The organism is Bacillus sp. ISL-39 (assembly GCF_018613295.1).
Taxonomy (GTDB): domain Bacteria; phylum Bacillota; class Bacilli; order Bacillales; family Cytobacillaceae; genus Mesobacillus.
Genome location: NZ_JAGGQM010000002.1, coordinates 42708 through 61507, shown reverse-complemented (window position 1 = coordinate 61507; position 18800 = coordinate 42708). Strand labels below are relative to the sequence as shown.

The following is an 18800-nucleotide window of genomic DNA, read 5'->3' as shown; positions in this document are numbered from 1 at the left end:
ATATCTAAGATATAGTAGATTAGTTACGTCACCTATTTTGAACTTTAACCCGGATAACGAACACACTAATAAGTGTATCTTATCCGGTTTTTATTTTTCCATTGGTATATAAGAATAAATTTCTAGATATTTCGGAGTGGTAAAAGTGCTGGAGAATATAATCATTGAATTAATTAAAAAGTTAGATCACATCAAAAAATTAAATTTCTGGAAAGAAAATAAAATAGTGAATGTTGGCAAGACAGGAATCTATATTATGACTAAAGATTCTTTAGGTAATCAGCAAATGGAAGAAAAAAACAAACCACAAGAGTTTATATCAAATGATTTTATCTTAAATGGGTGGTTAAAGTTTATTTCAATAAGAAAAACAGATTCAAATGACTTAAAAAAACATTTAGGTAAAGGAAATACATCTTTCTTAATAAACTTATTTTCACTTTTGCCTTTTGTTGAAATCTCAAGAAATGATATCAAATTAGAAATTAGATTATTAGAATTTCAAACAGATGATTTACCCAATGTACCTTTTAAAGATGTAAAATCTTTCTTGGAAGAAGTATCAGAAAAAAATCTTGAGCCTAAAAATTTTAATGAGTACTTTGATGATAACATGTATAGGGTAAAATCGAGGAGTCGTCAGGATGTACGATTATTAGGATTAATCAATGAATATAATGAAATTAATAAACCACTTTTTAACAAATATAAAAACATAGAGAATAAAGATCTATTTCTTAGTAACCTCCTGAAAAATCAAGGATATTTTAGAGTAGCCCTTATTTGTTTAGACCTTATGCGTAACATGGCAAAGTCAGATAAGAAAATAGCTCTCTTAGAGTTAGGAATGTTGATTGTTCGAAATTCTAAAGGAGAAAATTTAATGGTAAAATCTGTAGCAAAAGAAAGAACTAATTATCTTCTTATGTGGTTAGAGCAGACAAGTTTAATAGATAGGGATTGGTCTCCAAAACAAAATTTTTTCATTGATACTTTTAATTTAGCGGAGGATTGTATGATCAGTAACTTAAGAGGTAGTCTACAAAGATTAATGAGTGAATACCTTTCCATCAAAGCAGAAAGTATTGGTGTAAGCCCTAATATAGGGTCATTTGTGAGAAATGAAATTCCAGAGATAATTAATAACCTTCATTTTATTGATAGGAATCAGTATATAATAACCGGCTCTGTAGGCGTAGGTCGATGGGCCTTAGTTCCGTGGGTTGCTATCATGAACCGTGAAGTTACTACATCTACTAAAAAGGGGTATTACATAGTTTATCTTTTTAGCGAGGATATGAAGAGTGTCTACCTAACTATTGGGCTAGGGGTAGAAAAGACACCAAAGGAAGATATAAAAAGAATAAAGGAGGACATTCGTAAGAATATTCCTAGATGGAGTAAAGTTAATAAAGATGATTATATAAATTTAGGAAGTAGTTCCAAAGCTAAAGATTATGCATATTCAACAGCTGTTTATATAAAGTACGAATATGAAAATATGCCTGGAGAAAATGCGCTCGTTCATGATTTAGAAGAAATGATTAATATTTACGAGAACTTTATTTCGATTAAGAATGGCAGTGTGCCTTCTAGGTATGAAGGAGATATTATGAGTGAAAATCCACATGATGTAACTAGAGAAAAATTCGAATATCTCTCGTACAATGATCTAGTTTCTCATATTTATTCTTTTATTAAGGGAAAAGGTTTTTATTACGAAAAGGACGAAATTATCAATCTCTTCCTATCCCTAAAAACCAAACCCTTCGTTATCATCTCAGGAATTTCTGGAACTGGGAAAACAAAAATTGTTCAATGGTTTGCAGAGAGTGTGGGAGCAACAGAAAAGAATGGGCAATTTAGTTTAATACCTATTCGTCCGGATTGGAATGATGGATCTGATTTGCTTGGTTATGTTGATATAAAGGGTGAATTTAAAGAGGGGCCTTTAACTAAGGTAATCAAGAACGCCCACCAGAATCCTGAGTTGCCTTATTTTGTTCTTCTGGATGAGATGAACCTGGCGCGTGTTGAGTATTATTTTAGTGATATTTTAAGTGTGATGGAGAGCCGCAAGTGGGAGAATGATGAAGTTGTTTCTTCGACTCTTCTCTCAAGTGATGTTTATGGGGAGGACGTTACTCTTCCAACCAATCTTTATATTATCGGAACTGTTAATATGGATGAAACGACGCATCCGTTCAGCAAAAAGGTATTGGATCGGGCAAATACCATTGAGTTTAATCGTGTTAATCTTGGTAACCTGGCTTTTTTAACTGAGCTTAAAGAAGTTGAGCCGAAAGTCATCGGTCAGGATCGTTTTGCTTCTAAGTATCTTCATTTAAAGGATGTATATAAAGAAAATAAAGAAATAGTGGCCAGGGCTACGGAAGAGCTGGTTAGAATCAATGAATCACTTCAGTTGATTAATGCGCATGTTGGTTACCGTGTCCGGGATGAGATTTGTTTTTATCTTGCATACAATGAAGAATCAAGTTTAATGGAGTTTGAAAATGCATTTGATCACTGCATCCTGCAGAAGATCCTACCGCGAATTGCTGGCAGCGACACAAGAGTGGAACAATTGCTGAGGGGACTTTATAGTCTGTTTACGAATCAAGACTATGAAGAAGATGGTCAAAATGACATTCATAATGGCAAGTATCCACGAAGCGCAGCAAAGGTTGCTGAAATGCTTGGGAGGTTAAGAAACCATGGCTTTACTTCCTTCTGGATCTCGTGATGATGAATTAGTAAAAATAGAGACCGAGGATCTTTCATTAGTGATTAAGGGGAAACCTTATCACGAACGGTATGAGGGTTTACGGCAGTATAAGGCTATGGATCGTCACGATGTGATGGATTTTACAGTGAATGGAGATGGCATTCAGGAGATCAAGGTATATGATATCTCAAATCAAGAGCTGGTTACTCCTTCTGAGCAAAGGCCAATCTTCTTTGAAAATGGGGTCTATCAGCTGATTGTCGTTCCTAAGGATAATCGGGAGTTCTCTTTTTATCATGAATATCCTCTTATCAGACAAGCCGTTTCTCCTGTTCCTATTGGCAGCCAATCTATTCTAATGGGGAATCTGCACTTTCAAAATGAGGTTGGTTTTACAACGTTTGAGATAAGGGCGGATGGTAAGGCGATCCTTGAAGTTACGCTGGAGATTTTTCCTGTAAAACTAGATTATAAAAAGGATTATCAAAAGTTATTAGAAGAAGTAAACGATGAAATTTATAACCTGGCTTTTCATTTTATCCGAAAAACCTATTTGGGTGCCAGGTTAAGGCTGGAGGGAAATCCGTCAAAAACTGAGTTTTACCGGCTGATCAGTGAGCATTTTCTTCAATTTCTTCAGGCTGTTGCGAGAATTGAGTTCCAACCTCATCATAAATTGGAGAAGACGTATGAAAAAGCACGCGGGGACCAGCTGAGGAAGCAAGACTCTGTAAGCAGAAACTTTTTGCGGAAGCGTGCGAACGTCATTGTCGATGTTTCAAAGGGGATTGCTGTTCATGGCAGGACGGTGATGCCTTCAGAAGGGTTGAAAATCAAAAAAGAGCTTACATATGATACTTTGGAGAACCGCTATGTTAAGTGGATGATTGAGCGGATCAAGCAAAAGCTGGATGATTTATTGGACTCAATTGTCAGCAAAAACAGATGGACCAGAGAGAAGCCAGATTATGATTTAGTTGAGAAAATAGGAACAATGTCCAAGCAGTTAAAGTCTAAGCTGGGCAGTCCATTTTGGAAGTCTATTGGCAAGCTGGACCGATCGGTTATGAGTTTGGTACTGCAAATGGCACCTGGCTATCGGGACGCTTTTCAAATCTATTTAACTGTGTCAAAAGGATTGATGCTGCAGGGGAAGCTGTACCGAATGTCGGTGAAGGATGTTGCCACTCTCTATGAATATTGGACTTTCTTGAAGCTCGGACAGATTCTTGACCGCAAGTATAAACTCATCAGCCAGGATATTGTTCAGGTTAACAGGGAGGGTTTGTTTGTAAACCTGGAAGCAAATAAAACCGCAAGAAGAATATTCAGGCACCCTGTCACAAATGAAGAAATCATTTTAGCGTATCAAAAACGGGAGACCAGCTTGCCGACTGTTTCGCAAATACCTGATACAATGCTGAGCATTGAGAAAAAGGGAAAGGGATACAAATACCATTATATTTTTGATGCTAAGTATCGAATTGATTATGCTCAGGAAGACAGCTATTATCAGAAACGATATAAGACACCCGGTCCGATGGAAGATGACATTAATACAATGCATCGCTATCGGGATTCGATTGTTGCGACAAATGGGGGTCCATTTGAAAGAACCGCTTTTGGAGCTTATGTATTATTCCCATGGTTTGACGAAACAGTCTATGAAGAGCACCATTTTTACAAGAGTATCGATAAAGTGAATATAGGCGGACTGCCTTTTCTTCCGAATGCCACGAATATGGTTGAACGGTTTGTAGAAAGATTGATCGATAAGAGCCCGGAGGAGATTCAAAAGGAAGGGATCCTGCCAAGGGGTGCACATGAAGAATGGAAGTCGAGCTTGGATCAAATGGTTTTGGTAGGGCTTGTTTCCGATCAAGAGAGTTATGATCAATTCACCAAGGAAACCTATTATCAAATTCCTGTAAAGCAATTAAGGAAAGGCTGGAAGGATGCTGAGTATATAGCCTTGTATGTTAAAAGTAGCTTAAATACTGATAATGGCGTTCAGCTTTATGGGAAGATTTTAGATCTCCGGCCTTCTCATGATGGTACTGATGAATATATGCGTTTTCAGGTAGCACCGTGGTCTAGGCTAAAGCAGAAAATAAGGCCCGTTAATTATGGCATATCAACTTATATGATGACGACCTTAAATACTCTAAGGGAAGCGCAGGAACTTCCTGAATTATTCATGAAGTCCAAGGAAGAGCTGAGCATTTGGCGAATGCTTAGAAGGGTATCTGATCAAATTAGGGTTGACCTGGATCATGAGAATCTTGACCGGGCTTCTAGAATTTTAGATTATAAGATTAAGGATATCAAAGTAATCATGGATAAGCAGGAGAGAGAAATCCGGTTTATTCGAAATAACGCAGAAGAAGCAGTTTTGATTGATCAATTAGAGAAAAATCCTTCAGGAGTTTTTAAAAAATTGATGGAGATGCTTCAACAAATAGGGTTATTGAAGGCAGACTAATGGGTCTGCCTTTTGCGTTATATTAGCTTTATAACTTATGACGAAGTGCCAAATGGGTTACCTGTGAGCGTCAAGTTAAAATGAACAATTTCGCTGATTATTTTTGAACACTTTCTCCATCAAAAATCCTTTGTCTGTTCTTCATTCTATGACTATCGTCTACGAAACTTACTATCTCAGCCCGATGAATTAATCTGTCTAAAATAGCTGTTGCTACTCCTACATCCCCAAGCAGTTCTGTCCATTCCTTTGGAGATCGGTTAGATGTTAGAATGATTGAGGAATGGTTATATAAATCGTTGACCAGCTGAAAGAAGAGGTTGGCTTCTCTTGGATCCATTGCTGCGTACATTAAGTCGTCAATGATAACTAAATGTGAATCCTTAATCCTTTTTATCCTGGTTTGCGATTTCCGCGTTATATCCAGCGTTTTCAGGGTGTGAACCAATTCCCCCATGGAAATAAATGAAACCTTATAGCCCTTTTGAATGGCCTCCAACCCTAGACCGACTGCTAAGTGAGTTTTACCGACACCTGGGGGTCCCAAGAGTATTACGTTGAAAAGCTGTTCAACCCATGTTAACTCCTTCAGTTGATTGAATTCCTTTCGGCTCAATGACTCTTGCTCTTCCAAATTAAACGTTTCTAAAGGAGTAATAGATGGAAAAGAGGCCAGCTTAAGCCTTTTTTCCATGTTCTTTTCATCTCGTTTTTCCCGTTCATGATTAACCAAAGTTTGAAGGAAGGAAAGGTAGCTGACTTCTTCCTTTTCGGCTTTGGCAAGTATGGCCGGAAGCTCTTTTGAAACCTCGGAAAGACGGAGGGATACTAGGGCATCCTGAAGCTGCTGGAGCTGTTTCATTTGACTCCCTCCATGATTTCGACATATTGGTCAAGTGGACGGTGTTTCGCTTCTGCGCTTAGTAATGGCAATGTCTCCACATCGGCAGATGTTGATTGGGATTCAGCGATAGCACTTGGACTGTTCATGTTCACTTGGCGTTGGCGTTTTAATAACTGGACTACATCTCGGAAATCATTAGCACTAAATAGTTTCCTTTCCATACATAACACTAGGGAATCATCCAAAACGTCGACAGAACTCACATCTATACACTTTTTTATGATGCTTAGCTGGTCACGAAGATATCTAGGATATTTTCTTTGCAGCTCCTGAATATACATCTTTGCTCTCTCAGGATCGGTGAAATGACTGCTTATAGATTCTTGCAATTCCGTAAGTCCCTTGGATCGATCCCGTTGATGGGAAGTATTACGAATCAACTTACCTTTAACTGCCAAAATCTCTCCAGTTTCTTTAACAAAAATGATTAGTTTGTTTTCCTTACTAGGCTTTAACTGCACTTCGGGGTATTTATGGAAAGTGCCTAGTGGCACTGTATAACGGTTCGAATGAAACAACACTGTGTTGTCCTTCCTTACACTTCTTGTTATACTTGATTTAATGTTTTGTTTTAAAAGGTTGACCTGTCTCATGTGTTGCTTTTCCAGGAGAAACACATCGGCGGGTCTTCTTTTTGTTCCATTATGAACTTTTCCATTGCCAGTCCTATCCAACCAGTGCTGGCATTGCTCGTTCCAGGAGTCAATATTATGATAGATTCTGTGTTGAACGAAGTTCTTCTTGACGAAACCTACTACGTTTTCTACTCTTCCCTTACTTTCAGGGTCTGCCTTTCGGCATAAAACTACTTTAAACTCCACCCCGTTGACAAACTGCTGAAATTCCTCGGTAAGAAGAATATCTCCTTCATTTTCTGCTACTACCAGTAGCCGATCCTGGTCGTACACAATTTCTTTGGAAACTCCGCTGAAAGCAATAAACGCTTTTTTATGTGCCTCTACTACATCCTTAGTCGTAAATGGCCTATTTTGGAACCAAACATATTTGAACCTCGAGTGCGCTAACACAAATACGATGAACATGAGTTTGACTGGCTTACCAGCTTTATTCCTTACTGTCACGAAACCGAAATCTGCTTGTATTTGTTCACCCATTGGCGGATCAGGAATGGCTTCGTATTCCCTTTTGTTAACCTCTTTAGGGATTGCGAACTCTTCCCGAATATCTTTTACATAATTTCTTACTGTACTTTCTCCCACTTTGAAAGTAGGAAACTTTTCTTTCAGCCAATCATATACTTGGGCTGCCGTCATGTCTGGATATTCCCTCAACCAATCCAATATCAACTCTTTATGTACATCTAATTTTTTTGTTCTAGCCATCGTAGATGCCGTCCATTCTGCCATTTCATCAGGTGTCTTCTGTAGGTACTTATAAACTGTATTTCTTGATAAATTCATCTTTCTTGCAATAGCTGAAACGCTGTACTTCTGCTTGATCAGTCCCCTAATCTCTATATACATTTCAAACTTATCCACCTTTCAATTCCTCCTGCCTATATCTAAGAAGCTAATAATCTATGATATAGCCAAGGGTCTCTGTAGTAAATAAGTGTTCATTTTTATTTTTAGCGGAAACTGTTCACTTTATTCTAGCAGTCACATTACCACGTGTTCTAGTAATTTTTACCAGTTACAGCCAGGAAGTTTACCACCGAATGCCAGAGGTTTTACCATGATTTTGGTCAGACTTGATCGTCAATCTTATTAATTGCAATCAGGTTTGCACACTTTGCATGGTTTAACGGATGGATCATTGAGTTCTTTAAGGTGTTCCAGAGGCAGATAGTAACCGTTCTTCTCCTGATTAATGATCACTTTCAGATCAAAATTCTTTTTTGTGATATAGGAACAGGTTGTCTTATGAAGCTTGTTTCCATTAGCTGTGTCATAAACGATTACATATGGAAATTTCAGTATTTCAGCATACATCTTTATAGCCATAAATAACACTTCCTTTTTCTATGAATATATCACTTAGAATAGCTGAATGGTATAATTTAACTAAAATATATTCTGAATTGAGGGAAAAAGACATGGCATCTTTTACTCAGGAAAAATTTGATTTGCCAGGAAACTTAAGAGGCAGAAGTATTCATCTAAATGTCATTCCAACTGTGTCCAATTTGAAGAATGTGATTGATAAATTGATTGTAGTTGAAGGGGATGTAAGTCAATTAAAGCAATGGGAAAAGAGGAGTTATGCAGCTTATCAGATTAGTAAAATCAAAAGAGAAGTGATGAATGCACCGACAAAGGAGCGCAGAACGAATCTTGTGAAACAGCATATTTTAAACCAGGACCCAAATGATTTAGGTGCCAGCTGTATTGATATATATTTAGTTGCCTACGTTGCGGAGAGCGTTAAACCAGGAAAACAAGCATTTATAGAATATGTAATGCATCACGGAATCACGGATAAGCCCAACTCGGCTCAGGCGATTTGGCAGGTAGGAAAAGGGGATGGAACGTATCTGGGAGTTTTACATGAAGATGGTTCAGTCCGGGATTGGCACTTTTTCAGGAAGTGGGTTAATGGTCCAAGTATGGGCAAATCAAAGATGTATAACAAGCTAGTCCGAGACAGAATACCTGAAATCATTCACCAGTCTGGAAAATCATTTAATACGAGAAAATTAGTACATGAGGATTATATCAAAGAGTTGAAAAATAAAGCATTTGAAGAACTGAACGAGTATGTTCAGAGTAATAGCAATCAAGAAGCAGCTGAGGAATTGGCGGATTTATTAGAAGTAATGCATTCATTAGCAGAAGTTCAAGGTTATACAATTGATCAGATTGAGGAAATACGTAAACGGAAAGCAGAGGTTAGAGGCGGGTTTAGGGAAAGGATTTATTTGATTAATGTAGAAGAATAGTTAAAGATAATTAGGGAGAAAAAATGATGGATAAAAAGACATTTAAGATAACCTTTAATAGACTGCTGGAAGCGTCAGTAGATGGACTTACAAATAAACAAAAGATCAAGTATATGAAAAAATGGATAAGAGATCACGAGAAGATGGAAGGAATCCAACCCGAAAAATCCATTTCACTGCCAAACTCTATACATGTTAAAAGCAGTGAGAAGATAGGTGAATTGGTAAGAACAAAATTAGCCCAAATAATACGAAACGACTTACTAAGTCCCGAAAAGATAAGAGTTTTACAGGATGCAAGACACTGCAAGAATTTATTTGACATAAATTATCCGATGCTTAAAAAGGTTACATATGACCGTCCGTTAATAGAACAAAGAACAGTGAATGGATATTTCCGTTATTGGGCAAAGCCGGTTACTATACATAATGAAAAATATCTTGTGTGCAATGATTGGTATGAGAGGAATAGAACCAAGTTCATTTCATGGTTAGAGAGTCTGAATTAAGTTTTTTTTCTTAGAAATCTCTAATACTTGTATAAAGATTTTAAAAGGGCGCTTAAGTGAAACAATTAATTCGAGTCATCTACTTATCGTTCGGCCTACTTATTATTTGAGATAGAACCGGTTTTGCTTGAAGCCAAAAATGAGAGTGAAAAAATTGAATTATAGCAAATTCATACAATTTATTACTCCTCTCGACATTATTTGTGTATAATTAAAACCAGCGGAAAATTTAATACATAAAGAATCTGGTGTCTTCTAAACCAATTAGTAGTTTAGAGACTTAATAGGGAAGTTGGTGAAATTCCAACGCGGTCCCGCCACTGTAACTGGGAGCTTCAAGCCTGATGCCACTGTACTTTTTGTATGGGAAGGCGCTTGATTGCAATGACCAGAAGCCAGGAGACCTGCCTGATTCTTCGCGCCACAACCTACGAGGATAGGAGGTGTTTGGGAACGATTCTGGCTTTTTATAAGAGGAACCGACACAAACATCTCCATGAGTAAAATGGAGGTGTTTTTTTAGTTTTATAGACAGGTTTTGTTTTGTTATGCAAAAAGTGAGGACTATTACAAAAGATAATTCGGAGGAATGAAAGATGAAGAAATTGAATGCATTTTTATTTGCTTTATTATTAACGATTGGTGCGCTGGCTGGGTGTGGCAGCGACAATGCTGATAAGACTAAACAAGAAGATACAAAGAAAACGGAAACAGCCCAGCAGGCAGAAGCGAAATTCCCTGTCAGCATAACGGATGGAACAGGACAGGAAGTGACCATTGAATCGAAACCGGAAAAAATCGTTTCCCTGATTCCGAGCAATACGGAAATTGCCTACGGATTGGGTCTTGATGAGCAAATTGTCGGAGTTTCTGATTTTGATAATTTCCCAGAAGAAGTGGCGGAGAAAGAGAAAATTGGCGGCATGGAGTTCAATGTCGAGAAAATCATTTCTTTAAAGCCTGATTTGGTTCTTGCGCATGCTTCAAGTGCTCATTCCTCTGAAGCTGGACTTCAGCAGCTTAGAGATGCGGGTATTACTGTGCTTGTCGTTAATGATGCGACGACATTCGATCAAGTTTATGAGTCAATCAGCATGGTTGGTACTGCGTCAGGCGAAAAGGAAAAAGCAGATGCTTTGATTGCGGACATGAAGGAAAAAATTGAAGTGGTCAAAACAAAAGCCCAGGAAATAAAAGAGGAAGATAGAAAGTCAGTATTCGTTGAAGTTTCGCCGGCGCCTGAAGTTTATGCTGCTGGGAAAAATACTTTCATTGACGAAATGCTGCAGATCATTAATGCGGAAAACACCGTTAAAGAAGAGGGATGGCCTAAGCTGGATTCAGAGGCCATTATTGAAAGCAATCCTGAGGTAATTGTCACGACCCACGGTTACTATACACCTGAGCCGGTGAAAAATGTAACAAGCCGTGAAGGATGGGACAAGATTACGGCGGTCAAAGAGAACCGTGTAGTCGATGTTCATTCAGACAAGGTGACGCGAACAGGCCCGAGGCTGACAGAAGGAGTAGAAGAGCTTGCAAAAGCGGTTTACCCGGATGTTTTTAAATAATAAGGTGATTTCCCGTGTCTTGCGGAGGAGCAATAAAAAACAGCCTCAATATAAGGGAGCGTCGCAGGAAACAAGTTTGTTTCCTGCTGCCCACCCATACAATGCAACACCAGTGGAAATAGGAGAAAGCTATCTGAAAATGACAGAAGACTTCGTTGTCCTGCATTCTCCTATTCCTTTAAGAACGATGTCTTCGGGAGTTGTCGGAGCGGGCACCGGCTGGCACAGCACCTTCGTGAACCGGCATGTGGATAAGAGTTATGATTGCAGTGATCACCGGGAAGAAATGATCCATTATTTGAAGGAACAGGGATTCGAGCCTGGGGAAACGGTCGGGATGATGACTGCCGTGATGGTGGAGGATGTATATTATAAGCACTATCAGGATGAAGAGTTTTCAGTGTTTATCGTCGTTACGGCAGGTACCGGCAATGCGGTGGACGCCTCGAAAAGCAGCAAGTATTATTCCTATGACATCTCACCTGGCACCATTAACATTTGGATATTTGTCAACGGAGAAATGACGGAGGAAGCTTTCATCCAGAGCATTATGACAGCTACTGAAGCGAAGACAAAGGCTCTGCACGATCTGGAAATAAGGGATAGTCTGTCAGGTTCAGTGGCAACGGGTACATCCACCGACAGTATCTTGGTTGCTTCAACCCAGCGGGGACAAATGCTGGAATACGCTGGCACGATTACTCCTCTTGGGCGGACTATTGGCAAGGGTGTCCATGAATGTACAGTTGAAGCAATCACGAACAGCAAGAAAAGGGTGAAGATATGATTCTGAACCACCTTATCGCGGTGACACTTGCAGTCATCCTTGATTGGTTTGTTGGTGATCCGCCGGACTGGCCGCACCCTGTGAAGTGGATGGGCACGCTTATTTCGAAGTTGGACAGGCGAATGAATAAAGGAAGCGGCAGAAAAGCAAAGGGAATTGCAATGGTCGCTTCCGTCCTGCTGACTGTCGGAAGCATCGCTATCCTTATCACATCATTATTTTACTTCCTGCATCCAGTAGCGGGAATCCTGATGGAAGCAGTGCTGATTTCGACTGCGATTGCCCAAAAAAGCCTTAAGGAAGCCGGGCTATCCGTCTATGAGCCGCTTGAAGACAATGATTTGGGAGAGGCGAGACACAAGCTGTCCTGGATTGTTGGCCGCGATACAGAGCAGCTTCAGGAACCAGAGATTGTCCGGGCTGCTGTCGAAACGGTAGCAGAGAACACGAGCGATGGCATTACTGCCCCGCTTTTCTGGGCAGTGATAGGAGGAGCTCCGCTTGCGCTTTTATATCGGGCTATCAATACCTGTGATTCGATGGTCGGCTATAAAAACGATAAGTATTTTGACTTTGGCTGGGCGTCAGCAAAACTTGATGATCTGGTAAACTGGGTGCCAAGCCGGATTACTTCGCTTTGTATGGTAGTGATGAACCGCCCGCTTTACACTACAAGAATTGCCGCCTGGAAAATGGTCAGACGCGATGCTAAAAAGCACCCGAGCCCAAACAGCGGATGGGGAGAGGCTGCTGTGGCGGCGATACTGGGTGTCCAGCTCGGAGGCATAAATTATTATAAAGGTGTCATTTCTAAACGCGCCACGATGGGTGAAGCACTTGTTACCCTCGAGAGAAATCATATTCTAGCAGCAAACAAAATCGTGACAGCGACTGTTCCGCTCTTTTTGGCAGTGCTGTGGCTTGGGGGGATTTTCATTGAAATGGCCGGCTCATGGTGCCAATCCACATTATTTATATGAAGCAATGAATCTGCCAGTTCCGGAAGAAAAGCTGGATTTCAGTGCCAATATTAATCCACTGGGTCCGCCTCTTGTGTTAAAAGAGAATTGGGGCCAGCTCCTTGAGTCGGTCACTGAATATCCGGATCCTAACGGAACGATTTTAAAAAGAAAGATCGCTGAAACGGTAGGATTGCAGGAAAACCAGATCCTCCTGGGGAACGGGGGCGCTGAAATCATTTCCCTGATTGGCCGGATGCTTGCTGGAAAACAGGCGGTGATTGTCCAGCCTGCTTTTTCGGAATATGAAGAAGCTTGCAGGGTAAACGGCTGCCAGGTACTGCACCACCACCTGCAAGCCAGCTGGGCATGGATGGAAGAGGGTTTAAGTGACAAGCTCCAGAAAGCGGATGCTTTATTCCTTTGCAATCCTAATAATCCCACCGGTGCCTACTATCCAAAATCGATCATTGTTCATTTGCTGGAGGAGTGCAGAAGGCATCAATGCTTGCTGATTGTCGATGAGGCATTTTACGACTTCCTCGCAGAATACGAATCGATCACCCATTACATAAAGGAATATCCGAATTTACTTATCATCAGGTCGATGACAAAAATGTTTGCTATACCTGGCTTGAGGCTTGGCTATTTGCTCGCAGACCCAGCAGTCATCAGGGAGATTGCAGCCTTCCAGCCGCATTGGAGCACAAATGCGATTGCCTTGAAGGCAGGTGAATGGTGCCTCGATAGTGAATCATACATAAAAGAAACCATTGCCTTAATCGAACAGGAAAGACAACGTCTTTTCCGTTTTTACAAAAAACGGGACCTGCTGGTTTCTCCATCCCGTATTAATTTTTATCTTCTAAAGGACCCGTCTCTTAAAGGCCAGTATCCATTCCTGCAATACCTTCTTAATAGGGGAATCATCCCAAGACATACTTTGAACTTTCCTCGACTTGAGGGTGAATGGCTGCGATTTGCCATCAAGGGACCTGAAGCCAATGACAAATTGATGGGGGCGGTGGCTGAATGGCTGGACAGTCGTCTTTGATTTTTATCAGCGGTGGTGTCCGCAGCGGCAAAAGTCGTTTTGCCGAGATCCTCGCGGGGAAATCGGAAGCAAAATATTCCGGACAGCTCCACTACGTCGCTGCAGGACAGCCAAGCGATCATGAAATGAAAGAGAGAATCATGCGCCACCAGCAGGACCGGGAACTCAGCGGGCTGAATTGGAGAACCTGGAAATCCCCAGGAATCTTTCCCCGTTTTCTACCGTTCTGACAAAAAATGATATCGTCCTGCTGGATTGCCTGACCACGCTGTTGAATAATGAATTTTTTCATGAAGATGGGCAGTGGGAAAGTGATGGTTTCCCAGAAATGATCGTAACTAAGATCATGAATGAGCTGAATCAAGTGGCTCAACAAGCAAGAACATTTATCGTTGTCAGCAATGAGGTCCATGGGGAAGCGATAGCGGATGAAGCGCTTGTATTTACTTATGCTAAAGTGCTCGGCCAGCTTCATCAAGCTATTGTAAAAGAGGCGGATTATGCTTATTTAGTTGAAGCTGGGGTGCCGATTATGATGAAGGGGGAGGGTTCTCCGTGAATGGAATCATGGTTCTTGGTACAGCCTCTGATGTTGGGAAAAGTCTGATTGCCACTGCCATCTGCCGGGCCTATGCAAATGAGGGCGTACGGGTAGCGCCGTTCAAGTCGCAGAATATGTCCAACAATTCGTATGTCACCGCTGATGGAAAAGAAATCGGCAGAGCCCAGGGAATCCAGGCAGAGGCTGCTAGGACAGAGGCAACGGTTTGGATGAATCCCGTTCTGCTAAAGCCGAGGTCCGACCAGGACGCGGAAGTGATCTTATTTGGGAAGGCGATTCACACCTTGTCAGGGAAGGCATATAGGGATGTTTTTTACGAACAGGGACTTGAAGCAATCCGTTCAGCTTTTGAAAAGCTTGGCCAGGAGTATGAAATGATTGTTATGGAGGGTGCTGGCAGCCCTGTGGAAATCAATTTGAAGGACCGTGAGCTAGTCAACATGAAGGTAGCGGAAATCGCCGATGTACCAGCTGTTCTGGTCGCGGATATTGACAGAGGCGGGGTATTTGCCAGCATTATCGGCACGTTGGAACTAATGTCCCCGGAAGAAAAACAGCGGGTAAAAGGATTGATTATCAATAAATTCCGCGGTGACCAATCCTTGTTCGAAGAAGGGATTAAATGGCTGGAATCCAGGACAGGGATTCCCGTTCTCGGTGTACTCCCTTTTCTCGAAAACCATATGATTGATGGCGAGGATTCCTTATCGATACCAGCTTCCAAATACAGGGCGGGTATTGATATTGCGGTGTTCAAGCCGCCGTATATTTCAAACTACAGTGATATAGAGCCTTTCTACCTTGAGAACGATGTGTCGGTCCGATGGGTGAGTTCTGTTGAAGAAATCGGAGAACCTGATGCCGTCATCCTTCCTGGCACAAAAAGCACAATCAAGGATCTTCAATATTTTAAAAAGGCAGGGCTTTTCAGCTGGCTCCGCGATTATGCTGATAACGGCGGTTTTATCGCCGGGATTTGCGGAGGCTATCAAATGCTTGGTGAGAAACTCATCGACCCGTTTGGGAGTGATAGCGGCACTGTTTCTTCCGCGGAAGATGGGTTCGGGATCATTCCTGCTGTCACTGCTTTTGCCAGGGTAAAAACAACTGCCAGGGCAGAAGGAAGGCTTCATCCATCCACAGATACCGCTCTTTCAGTGGCAGGGTACGAAATCCATCTAGGTGAAACTGACATGATTGCACCCCGGCAGCCGTTATTATTGTTAAACAAGGATAAAGAGGAAGGGTTTTACGGACAAAATGGCCGCATCATAGGCACCTACCTGCACCATCTTTTCCACAATGATGAGTGGAGGAATCACTGGCTTAATTCCATCCGCAAGGCCAAGGGGGAGCCAGAAAGAAACCCGGTTTATATCAGCAGGCTAAAGGACCAGAAGTACGATGAACTGGCCAGCCATCTTATGAACCATCTCGACTGGAACAAGCTGAAAGAAATTCCGGAAAAATGGAGAAGCAGACATGAAATGGTTTAAGGGTTTCCTGATCAACCTTCAGTTCTTCTCCACAATCCCGATTCCTTTTGAGCTGCCGATGGATCGAAAGCATCTCGAGAGAGCAATCCAGACATTTCCTTTGCTTGGGATTCTGCAAGGCGGCATTTATGCAAGCATTCTTTTTGCTATTGTCGAGTGGACACCCTTTTCAGCTCTGACTGCTGCTATTGTATTGTGGCTTGCTTCGATTCTCTTAACTGGAGGAATCCATCTTGACGGCTGGATCGATTCCAGTGATGCCTATTTTTCTTATCGGGATCAAGAAAAACGATTAGAAATCATGAAAGATCCGAGGACCGGGGCGTTTGGTGTTTTGTCTGTCCTTGTGCTGTTAAGTACGAAGGTTTTCTTTCTATATGAAATTGTCGTTATGCTGCAAGACGCTACCTATCTGCTAGCGCTCGCTATCCCAATTCTCAGCAGAATGGTGATGGGGATTCTGCTCGTTACGGTCAGGCCTGCAAAAAACGAAGGGCTCGGGGCGATGTTCCATAATGCTTCATCAAAAAGCACCTTATGGATCTACCCTGTTTTTCTATTGGGTTTAGCAGGGGTACTGATTTTAACCGGCTTATATATTGGCATGGCCGTCTATTTTCTTGCAGCCATTTTCATTGTCCTTTTTCTAAGGAAAAAAATCGTCGAATGGTTTGGAGGAATGACAGGGGATACTCTCGGAGCGAGTGTCGAACTGACGGAGGTGTTGTTGTGGATGACATTGTGGCTATTGCATTATTTCGCCATGGGATGACAGAGGAAAATAAACGACAGGCCTATCTGGGATGGACAGATTCCCCTCTAGTGGCTCTACAAAACTTTCCTGAGATTCCTGACAGCTTCGGACAGATTTATTCTAGCGATCTTGGCAGGTGCAGGGAAACTGCGAACGTTCTTTTTCCAAAAGCAGTGGCGGAAATTGTACCAGAGCTCCGTGAAATCAATTTTGGCGACTGGGAAGGAAAAACCTATGAAGAGCTGAGGAACGAGGAAAAGTATAAAAAGTGGCTATCTGAACCTTTTAAGATATCCCCGCCGAATGGGGAATCCTTTGATGCCTTTACCCATCGCGTGGAAAAAGGGTGGGAGAAAATTACCCGGAATATGGTTGGACTTCAAATCAACACAGCAGCAGTGGTCACTCATGGGGGAGTGATTCGCTATTTATTAACTGTGTATGCTCCTGAAGAGAAAGATTTTTGGGAATGGAGCATTCCGTATGGCCGCGGTTATCAATTGACCTGGAGCAGAGAAGGTTTAAGGAGGGGAGAACGGTGCATTTCGTTACAGGAGGTGCCTTTAATGGCAAATCAAACTGGGTCAGGAAGCACTATCAGTTAGATGACCTTGAGCACTCGTGGAACTCAGCATATAAAGGGGATGAAATCCCGAAGCTGAATAGGCAGCAAATCATCGTTTTGGAAGGCCTCGAAGTGTGGATCCGGCAAATGGCTCAGAATGTCCAAGCAGATGAGAGCCGGCAAAATTTGAAGGAACTTATTCGAAAGTGGTTGAAATGGGAAAGTGAGGATCAGCAGCGGAAGTTGGTGCTGATCGGCAGTGATATTTCAAAAGGAATCGTTCCCATGGCAGCTGAAGATCGAGTATGGCGTGACATTACCGGCTGGGTTTACCAGGACATTGTTTCAGCTGCTGACCGGGTAGACGTGATTTGGTATGGAATCAGTCAAAAACTAAAATAAAGGGGTATGGACATGAGACTATATACGAGGACAGGCGATAAAGGGAAAACGAGCATTATCGGAGGCAGGGTAGAAAAAGATGATATTCGTGTTGAAGCATACGGCACCGTCGATGAAGTGAACTGCTTTGTCGGCCAGGCGGTTACCCAGCTGGATACTTCAATTTTTGCGGATATCCTTGAAGATCTTGAAAAAATTCAGCATGAGCTTTTTGACTGCGGCGGAGATTTAGCAAATGTAACGAAGAGCCGGGCGCTTAAACTGACAAAGGAATCAGTTGAATATCTTGAAAAGAAAATCGATGAGCTGATTGTCGAAGCTCCGAAGCTTGAGAGATTCATATTGCCGGGAGGAGCCCCTGCTGCCGCTTCCATCCATCTAGCACGCACGGTCACAAGAAGGGCTGAAAGATTAGTCGTTTCATTGTTAAAAGCTGACCCGTACGTTTCAGAAACCGCCTTGCAATTCTTGAATAGATTGTCCGATTATTTCTTTGCTCTTGCCAGGGTAATCAACTCAAGACTCAATCTGCAGGATGTTGAATACGTTAGAAGTGCCAAAGTATTCAGGGGGGGTAAACGCAAGGAGGATCAGCAAGGTGAAGAATAGGAAACGATCCTGGCTTGCCATGTTCATCGCCCTTTCAGCGGCGGGCGCATTCATTAAGATTCCAGCCGTGATTGGGAGTGTAGCTTTGGATGCCTTGCCTGCGTTGGTGGCAGCAGGACTTTTGGGTGGACCGGCAGGAGCGGTCGTCGGCGGAATTGGCCATCTGTTATCTGCGATGGCTGCCGGCATGCCGCTCGGACCTTTTCATTTCCTGGTTGCCGGTGAAATGGCCCTGCTGGTATATCTGTTCGGCATCTTATATAAAAATGGTAAACGCTGGCCAGCAGGCGCACTATTTATTATGGGCAACAGCTTCGCCGCCCCGCTTCCGTTTATTATGTTAATGGGAACGTCATTTTACATAGCTATTGTGCCATCCTTGTTTCTCGGTTCCATTTTAAATACAGCGCTTGCTTTTGTTATTTTGCCGAGGATTGCTAGAGTAATTGGTGACAGCCTTCCATTTTCAAGACAGGCATGAACGAAGAAAAACTTGGCAGCTAGGGAGGAAAAAAGCAG

At 41.9% G+C, this 18800-nt stretch carries 17 protein-coding genes, 1 pseudogene and 1 riboswitch; of the genes and pseudogenes, 15 read left to right on the top strand and 3 right to left on the bottom strand.

Annotation, left to right across the window (positions count from 1 at the left end; translation table 11 throughout):
* Positions 1-145 precede the first annotated feature (145 nt).
* Positions 146-2746 (top strand): MrcB family domain-containing protein, encoded by a 2601-nt coding sequence (locus J7E37_RS02000; RefSeq protein ID WP_215022141.1) that lies wholly within the window; start codon positions 146-148, stop codon positions 2744-2746.
* Positions 2718-5210: a restriction endonuclease-like protein gene (locus J7E37_RS01995; protein WP_215022139.1), complete on the top strand. Its 2493-nt coding sequence runs from the start codon at positions 2718-2720 to the stop codon at positions 5208-5210. The genes J7E37_RS02000 and J7E37_RS01995 overlap by 29 nt, the downstream gene beginning before the upstream one ends.
* Positions 5211-5307: 97 nt before the next feature.
* On the opposite strand, the gene istB is transcribed toward J7E37_RS01995, so the two are convergent.
* From istB to J7E37_RS01980, 3 genes are all read right to left on the bottom strand, one after another.
* Positions 5308-6072, bottom strand: a complete 765-nt coding sequence (istB, locus tag J7E37_RS01990) for an IS21-like element helper ATPase IstB (protein ID WP_215022137.1) — start codon at positions 6070-6072, stop codon at positions 5308-5310.
* On the bottom strand, positions 6069-7613 hold the full coding sequence (istA, locus tag J7E37_RS01985; protein ID WP_215022135.1) for an IS21 family transposase: 1545 nt from the start codon (positions 7611-7613) through the stop codon (positions 6069-6071). The genes istB and istA overlap by 4 nt, the downstream gene beginning before the upstream one ends.
* A 228-nt stretch (positions 7614-7841) precedes the next feature.
* A complete protein-coding gene (locus J7E37_RS01980; RefSeq protein ID WP_215022133.1) occupies positions 7842-8078 on the bottom strand; it encodes a hypothetical protein in 237 nt (78 codons plus the stop codon).
* A gap of 617 nt (positions 8079-8695) precedes the next feature.
* On the opposite strand from J7E37_RS01980, the gene J7E37_RS01975 reads away from it, so the two are divergent.
* The 13 genes and pseudogenes from J7E37_RS01975 (at position 8696) to J7E37_RS01915 (ending at position 18762) form a co-directional block, all read left to right on the top strand.
* Positions 8696-9013, top strand: coding sequence for a nucleoside triphosphate pyrophosphohydrolase (locus tag J7E37_RS01975; protein ID WP_215022878.1), 318 nt, complete (start codon positions 8696-8698; stop codon positions 9011-9013).
* A gap of 26 nt (positions 9014-9039) precedes the next feature.
* Positions 9040-9522, top strand: coding sequence for a hypothetical protein (locus J7E37_RS01970; protein WP_215022131.1), 483 nt, complete (start codon positions 9040-9042; stop codon positions 9520-9522).
* 229 nt (positions 9523-9751) lie between these two features.
* Positions 9752-9948, top strand: a riboswitch (cobalamin riboswitch).
* Positions 9949-10118: 170 nt separating this feature from the next.
* Positions 10119-11093, top strand: a complete 975-nt coding sequence (locus J7E37_RS01965) for an ABC transporter substrate-binding protein (protein WP_215022129.1) — start codon at positions 10119-10121, stop codon at positions 11091-11093.
* Positions 11059-11880: an adenosylcobinamide amidohydrolase gene (locus tag J7E37_RS01960; RefSeq protein WP_251009414.1), complete on the top strand. Its 822-nt coding sequence runs from the start codon at positions 11059-11061 to the stop codon at positions 11878-11880. The genes J7E37_RS01965 and J7E37_RS01960 overlap by 35 nt, the downstream gene beginning before the upstream one ends.
* Positions 11877-12860 carry an adenosylcobinamide-phosphate synthase CbiB gene (gene cbiB, locus J7E37_RS01955; RefSeq protein WP_215022127.1) on the top strand — a complete coding sequence of 328 codons (984 nt, stop codon included), beginning with the start codon at positions 11877-11879 and terminating at the stop codon, positions 12858-12860. Before J7E37_RS01960 ends, cbiB begins: the two co-directional genes overlap by 4 nt.
* Entirely contained in the window at positions 12817-13893 is a 1077-nt protein-coding gene (gene cobD, locus J7E37_RS01950) for a threonine-phosphate decarboxylase CobD (protein ID WP_215022125.1), read from the top strand. The genes cbiB and cobD overlap by 44 nt, the downstream gene beginning before the upstream one ends.
* A pseudogene (locus J7E37_RS01945) lies at positions 13872-14452 on the top strand (bifunctional adenosylcobinamide kinase/adenosylcobinamide-phosphate guanylyltransferase). Before cobD ends, J7E37_RS01945 begins: the two are co-directional and overlap by 22 nt.
* Positions 14449-15951: a cobyric acid synthase gene (locus J7E37_RS01940; RefSeq protein ID WP_215022123.1), complete on the top strand. Its 1503-nt coding sequence runs from the start codon at positions 14449-14451 to the stop codon at positions 15949-15951. Before J7E37_RS01945 ends, J7E37_RS01940 begins: the two are co-directional and overlap by 4 nt.
* Complete coding sequence (cobS, locus tag J7E37_RS01935; RefSeq protein ID WP_215022121.1) at positions 15938-16723, top strand: adenosylcobinamide-GDP ribazoletransferase; 786 nt, start codon at positions 15938-15940, stop codon at positions 16721-16723. Before J7E37_RS01940 ends, cobS begins: the two co-directional genes overlap by 14 nt.
* Positions 16681-17310 (top strand): histidine phosphatase family protein, encoded by a 630-nt coding sequence (locus tag J7E37_RS01930; protein ID WP_215022119.1) that lies wholly within the window; start codon positions 16681-16683, stop codon positions 17308-17310. The genes cobS and J7E37_RS01930 overlap by 43 nt, the downstream gene beginning before the upstream one ends.
* Entirely contained in the window at positions 17244-17672 is a 429-nt protein-coding gene (locus J7E37_RS01925; protein ID WP_215022118.1) for a bifunctional adenosylcobinamide kinase/adenosylcobinamide-phosphate guanylyltransferase, read from the top strand. The genes J7E37_RS01930 and J7E37_RS01925 overlap by 67 nt, the downstream gene beginning before the upstream one ends.
* 12 nt (positions 17673-17684) lie before the next feature.
* Entirely contained in the window at positions 17685-18281 is a 597-nt protein-coding gene (locus J7E37_RS01920; protein WP_215022116.1) for a cob(I)yrinic acid a,c-diamide adenosyltransferase, read from the top strand.
* Positions 18271-18762: an ECF transporter S component gene (locus tag J7E37_RS01915; RefSeq protein WP_353049975.1), complete on the top strand. Its 492-nt coding sequence runs from the start codon at positions 18271-18273 to the stop codon at positions 18760-18762. The genes J7E37_RS01920 and J7E37_RS01915 overlap by 11 nt, the downstream gene beginning before the upstream one ends.
* Positions 18763-18800 lie beyond the last annotated feature (38 nt).

Excerpts from the sequence above, each read along its gene's own strand:
- J7E37_RS01980 (WP_215022133.1), bottom strand. The coding sequence starts at position 8,078 with ATGGCTATAAAGATGTATGCTGAAATACTGAAATTTCCATATGTAATC.
- J7E37_RS01965 (WP_215022129.1), top strand. The coding sequence starts at position 10,119 with ATGAAGAAATTGAATGCATTTTTATTTGCTTTATTATTAACGATTGGT.
- J7E37_RS01995 (WP_215022139.1), top strand. The coding sequence starts at position 2,718 with ATGGCTTTACTTCCTTCTGGATCTCGTGATGATGAATTAGTAAAAATA.
- istB (WP_215022137.1), bottom strand. The coding sequence starts at position 6,072 with ATGAAACAGCTCCAGCAGCTTCAGGATGCCCTAGTATCCCTCCGTCTT.
- cbiB (WP_215022127.1), top strand. The coding sequence starts at position 11,877 with ATGATTCTGAACCACCTTATCGCGGTGACACTTGCAGTCATCCTTGAT.
- J7E37_RS01975 (WP_215022878.1), top strand. The coding sequence starts at position 8,696 with ATGTATAACAAGCTAGTCCGAGACAGAATACCTGAAATCATTCACCAG.
- J7E37_RS01970 (WP_215022131.1), top strand. The coding sequence starts at position 9,040 with ATGGATAAAAAGACATTTAAGATAACCTTTAATAGACTGCTGGAAGCG.
- cobS (WP_215022121.1), top strand. The coding sequence starts at position 15,938 with ATGAAATGGTTTAAGGGTTTCCTGATCAACCTTCAGTTCTTCTCCACA.
- J7E37_RS01920 (WP_215022116.1), top strand. The coding sequence starts at position 17,685 with ATGAGACTATATACGAGGACAGGCGATAAAGGGAAAACGAGCATTATC.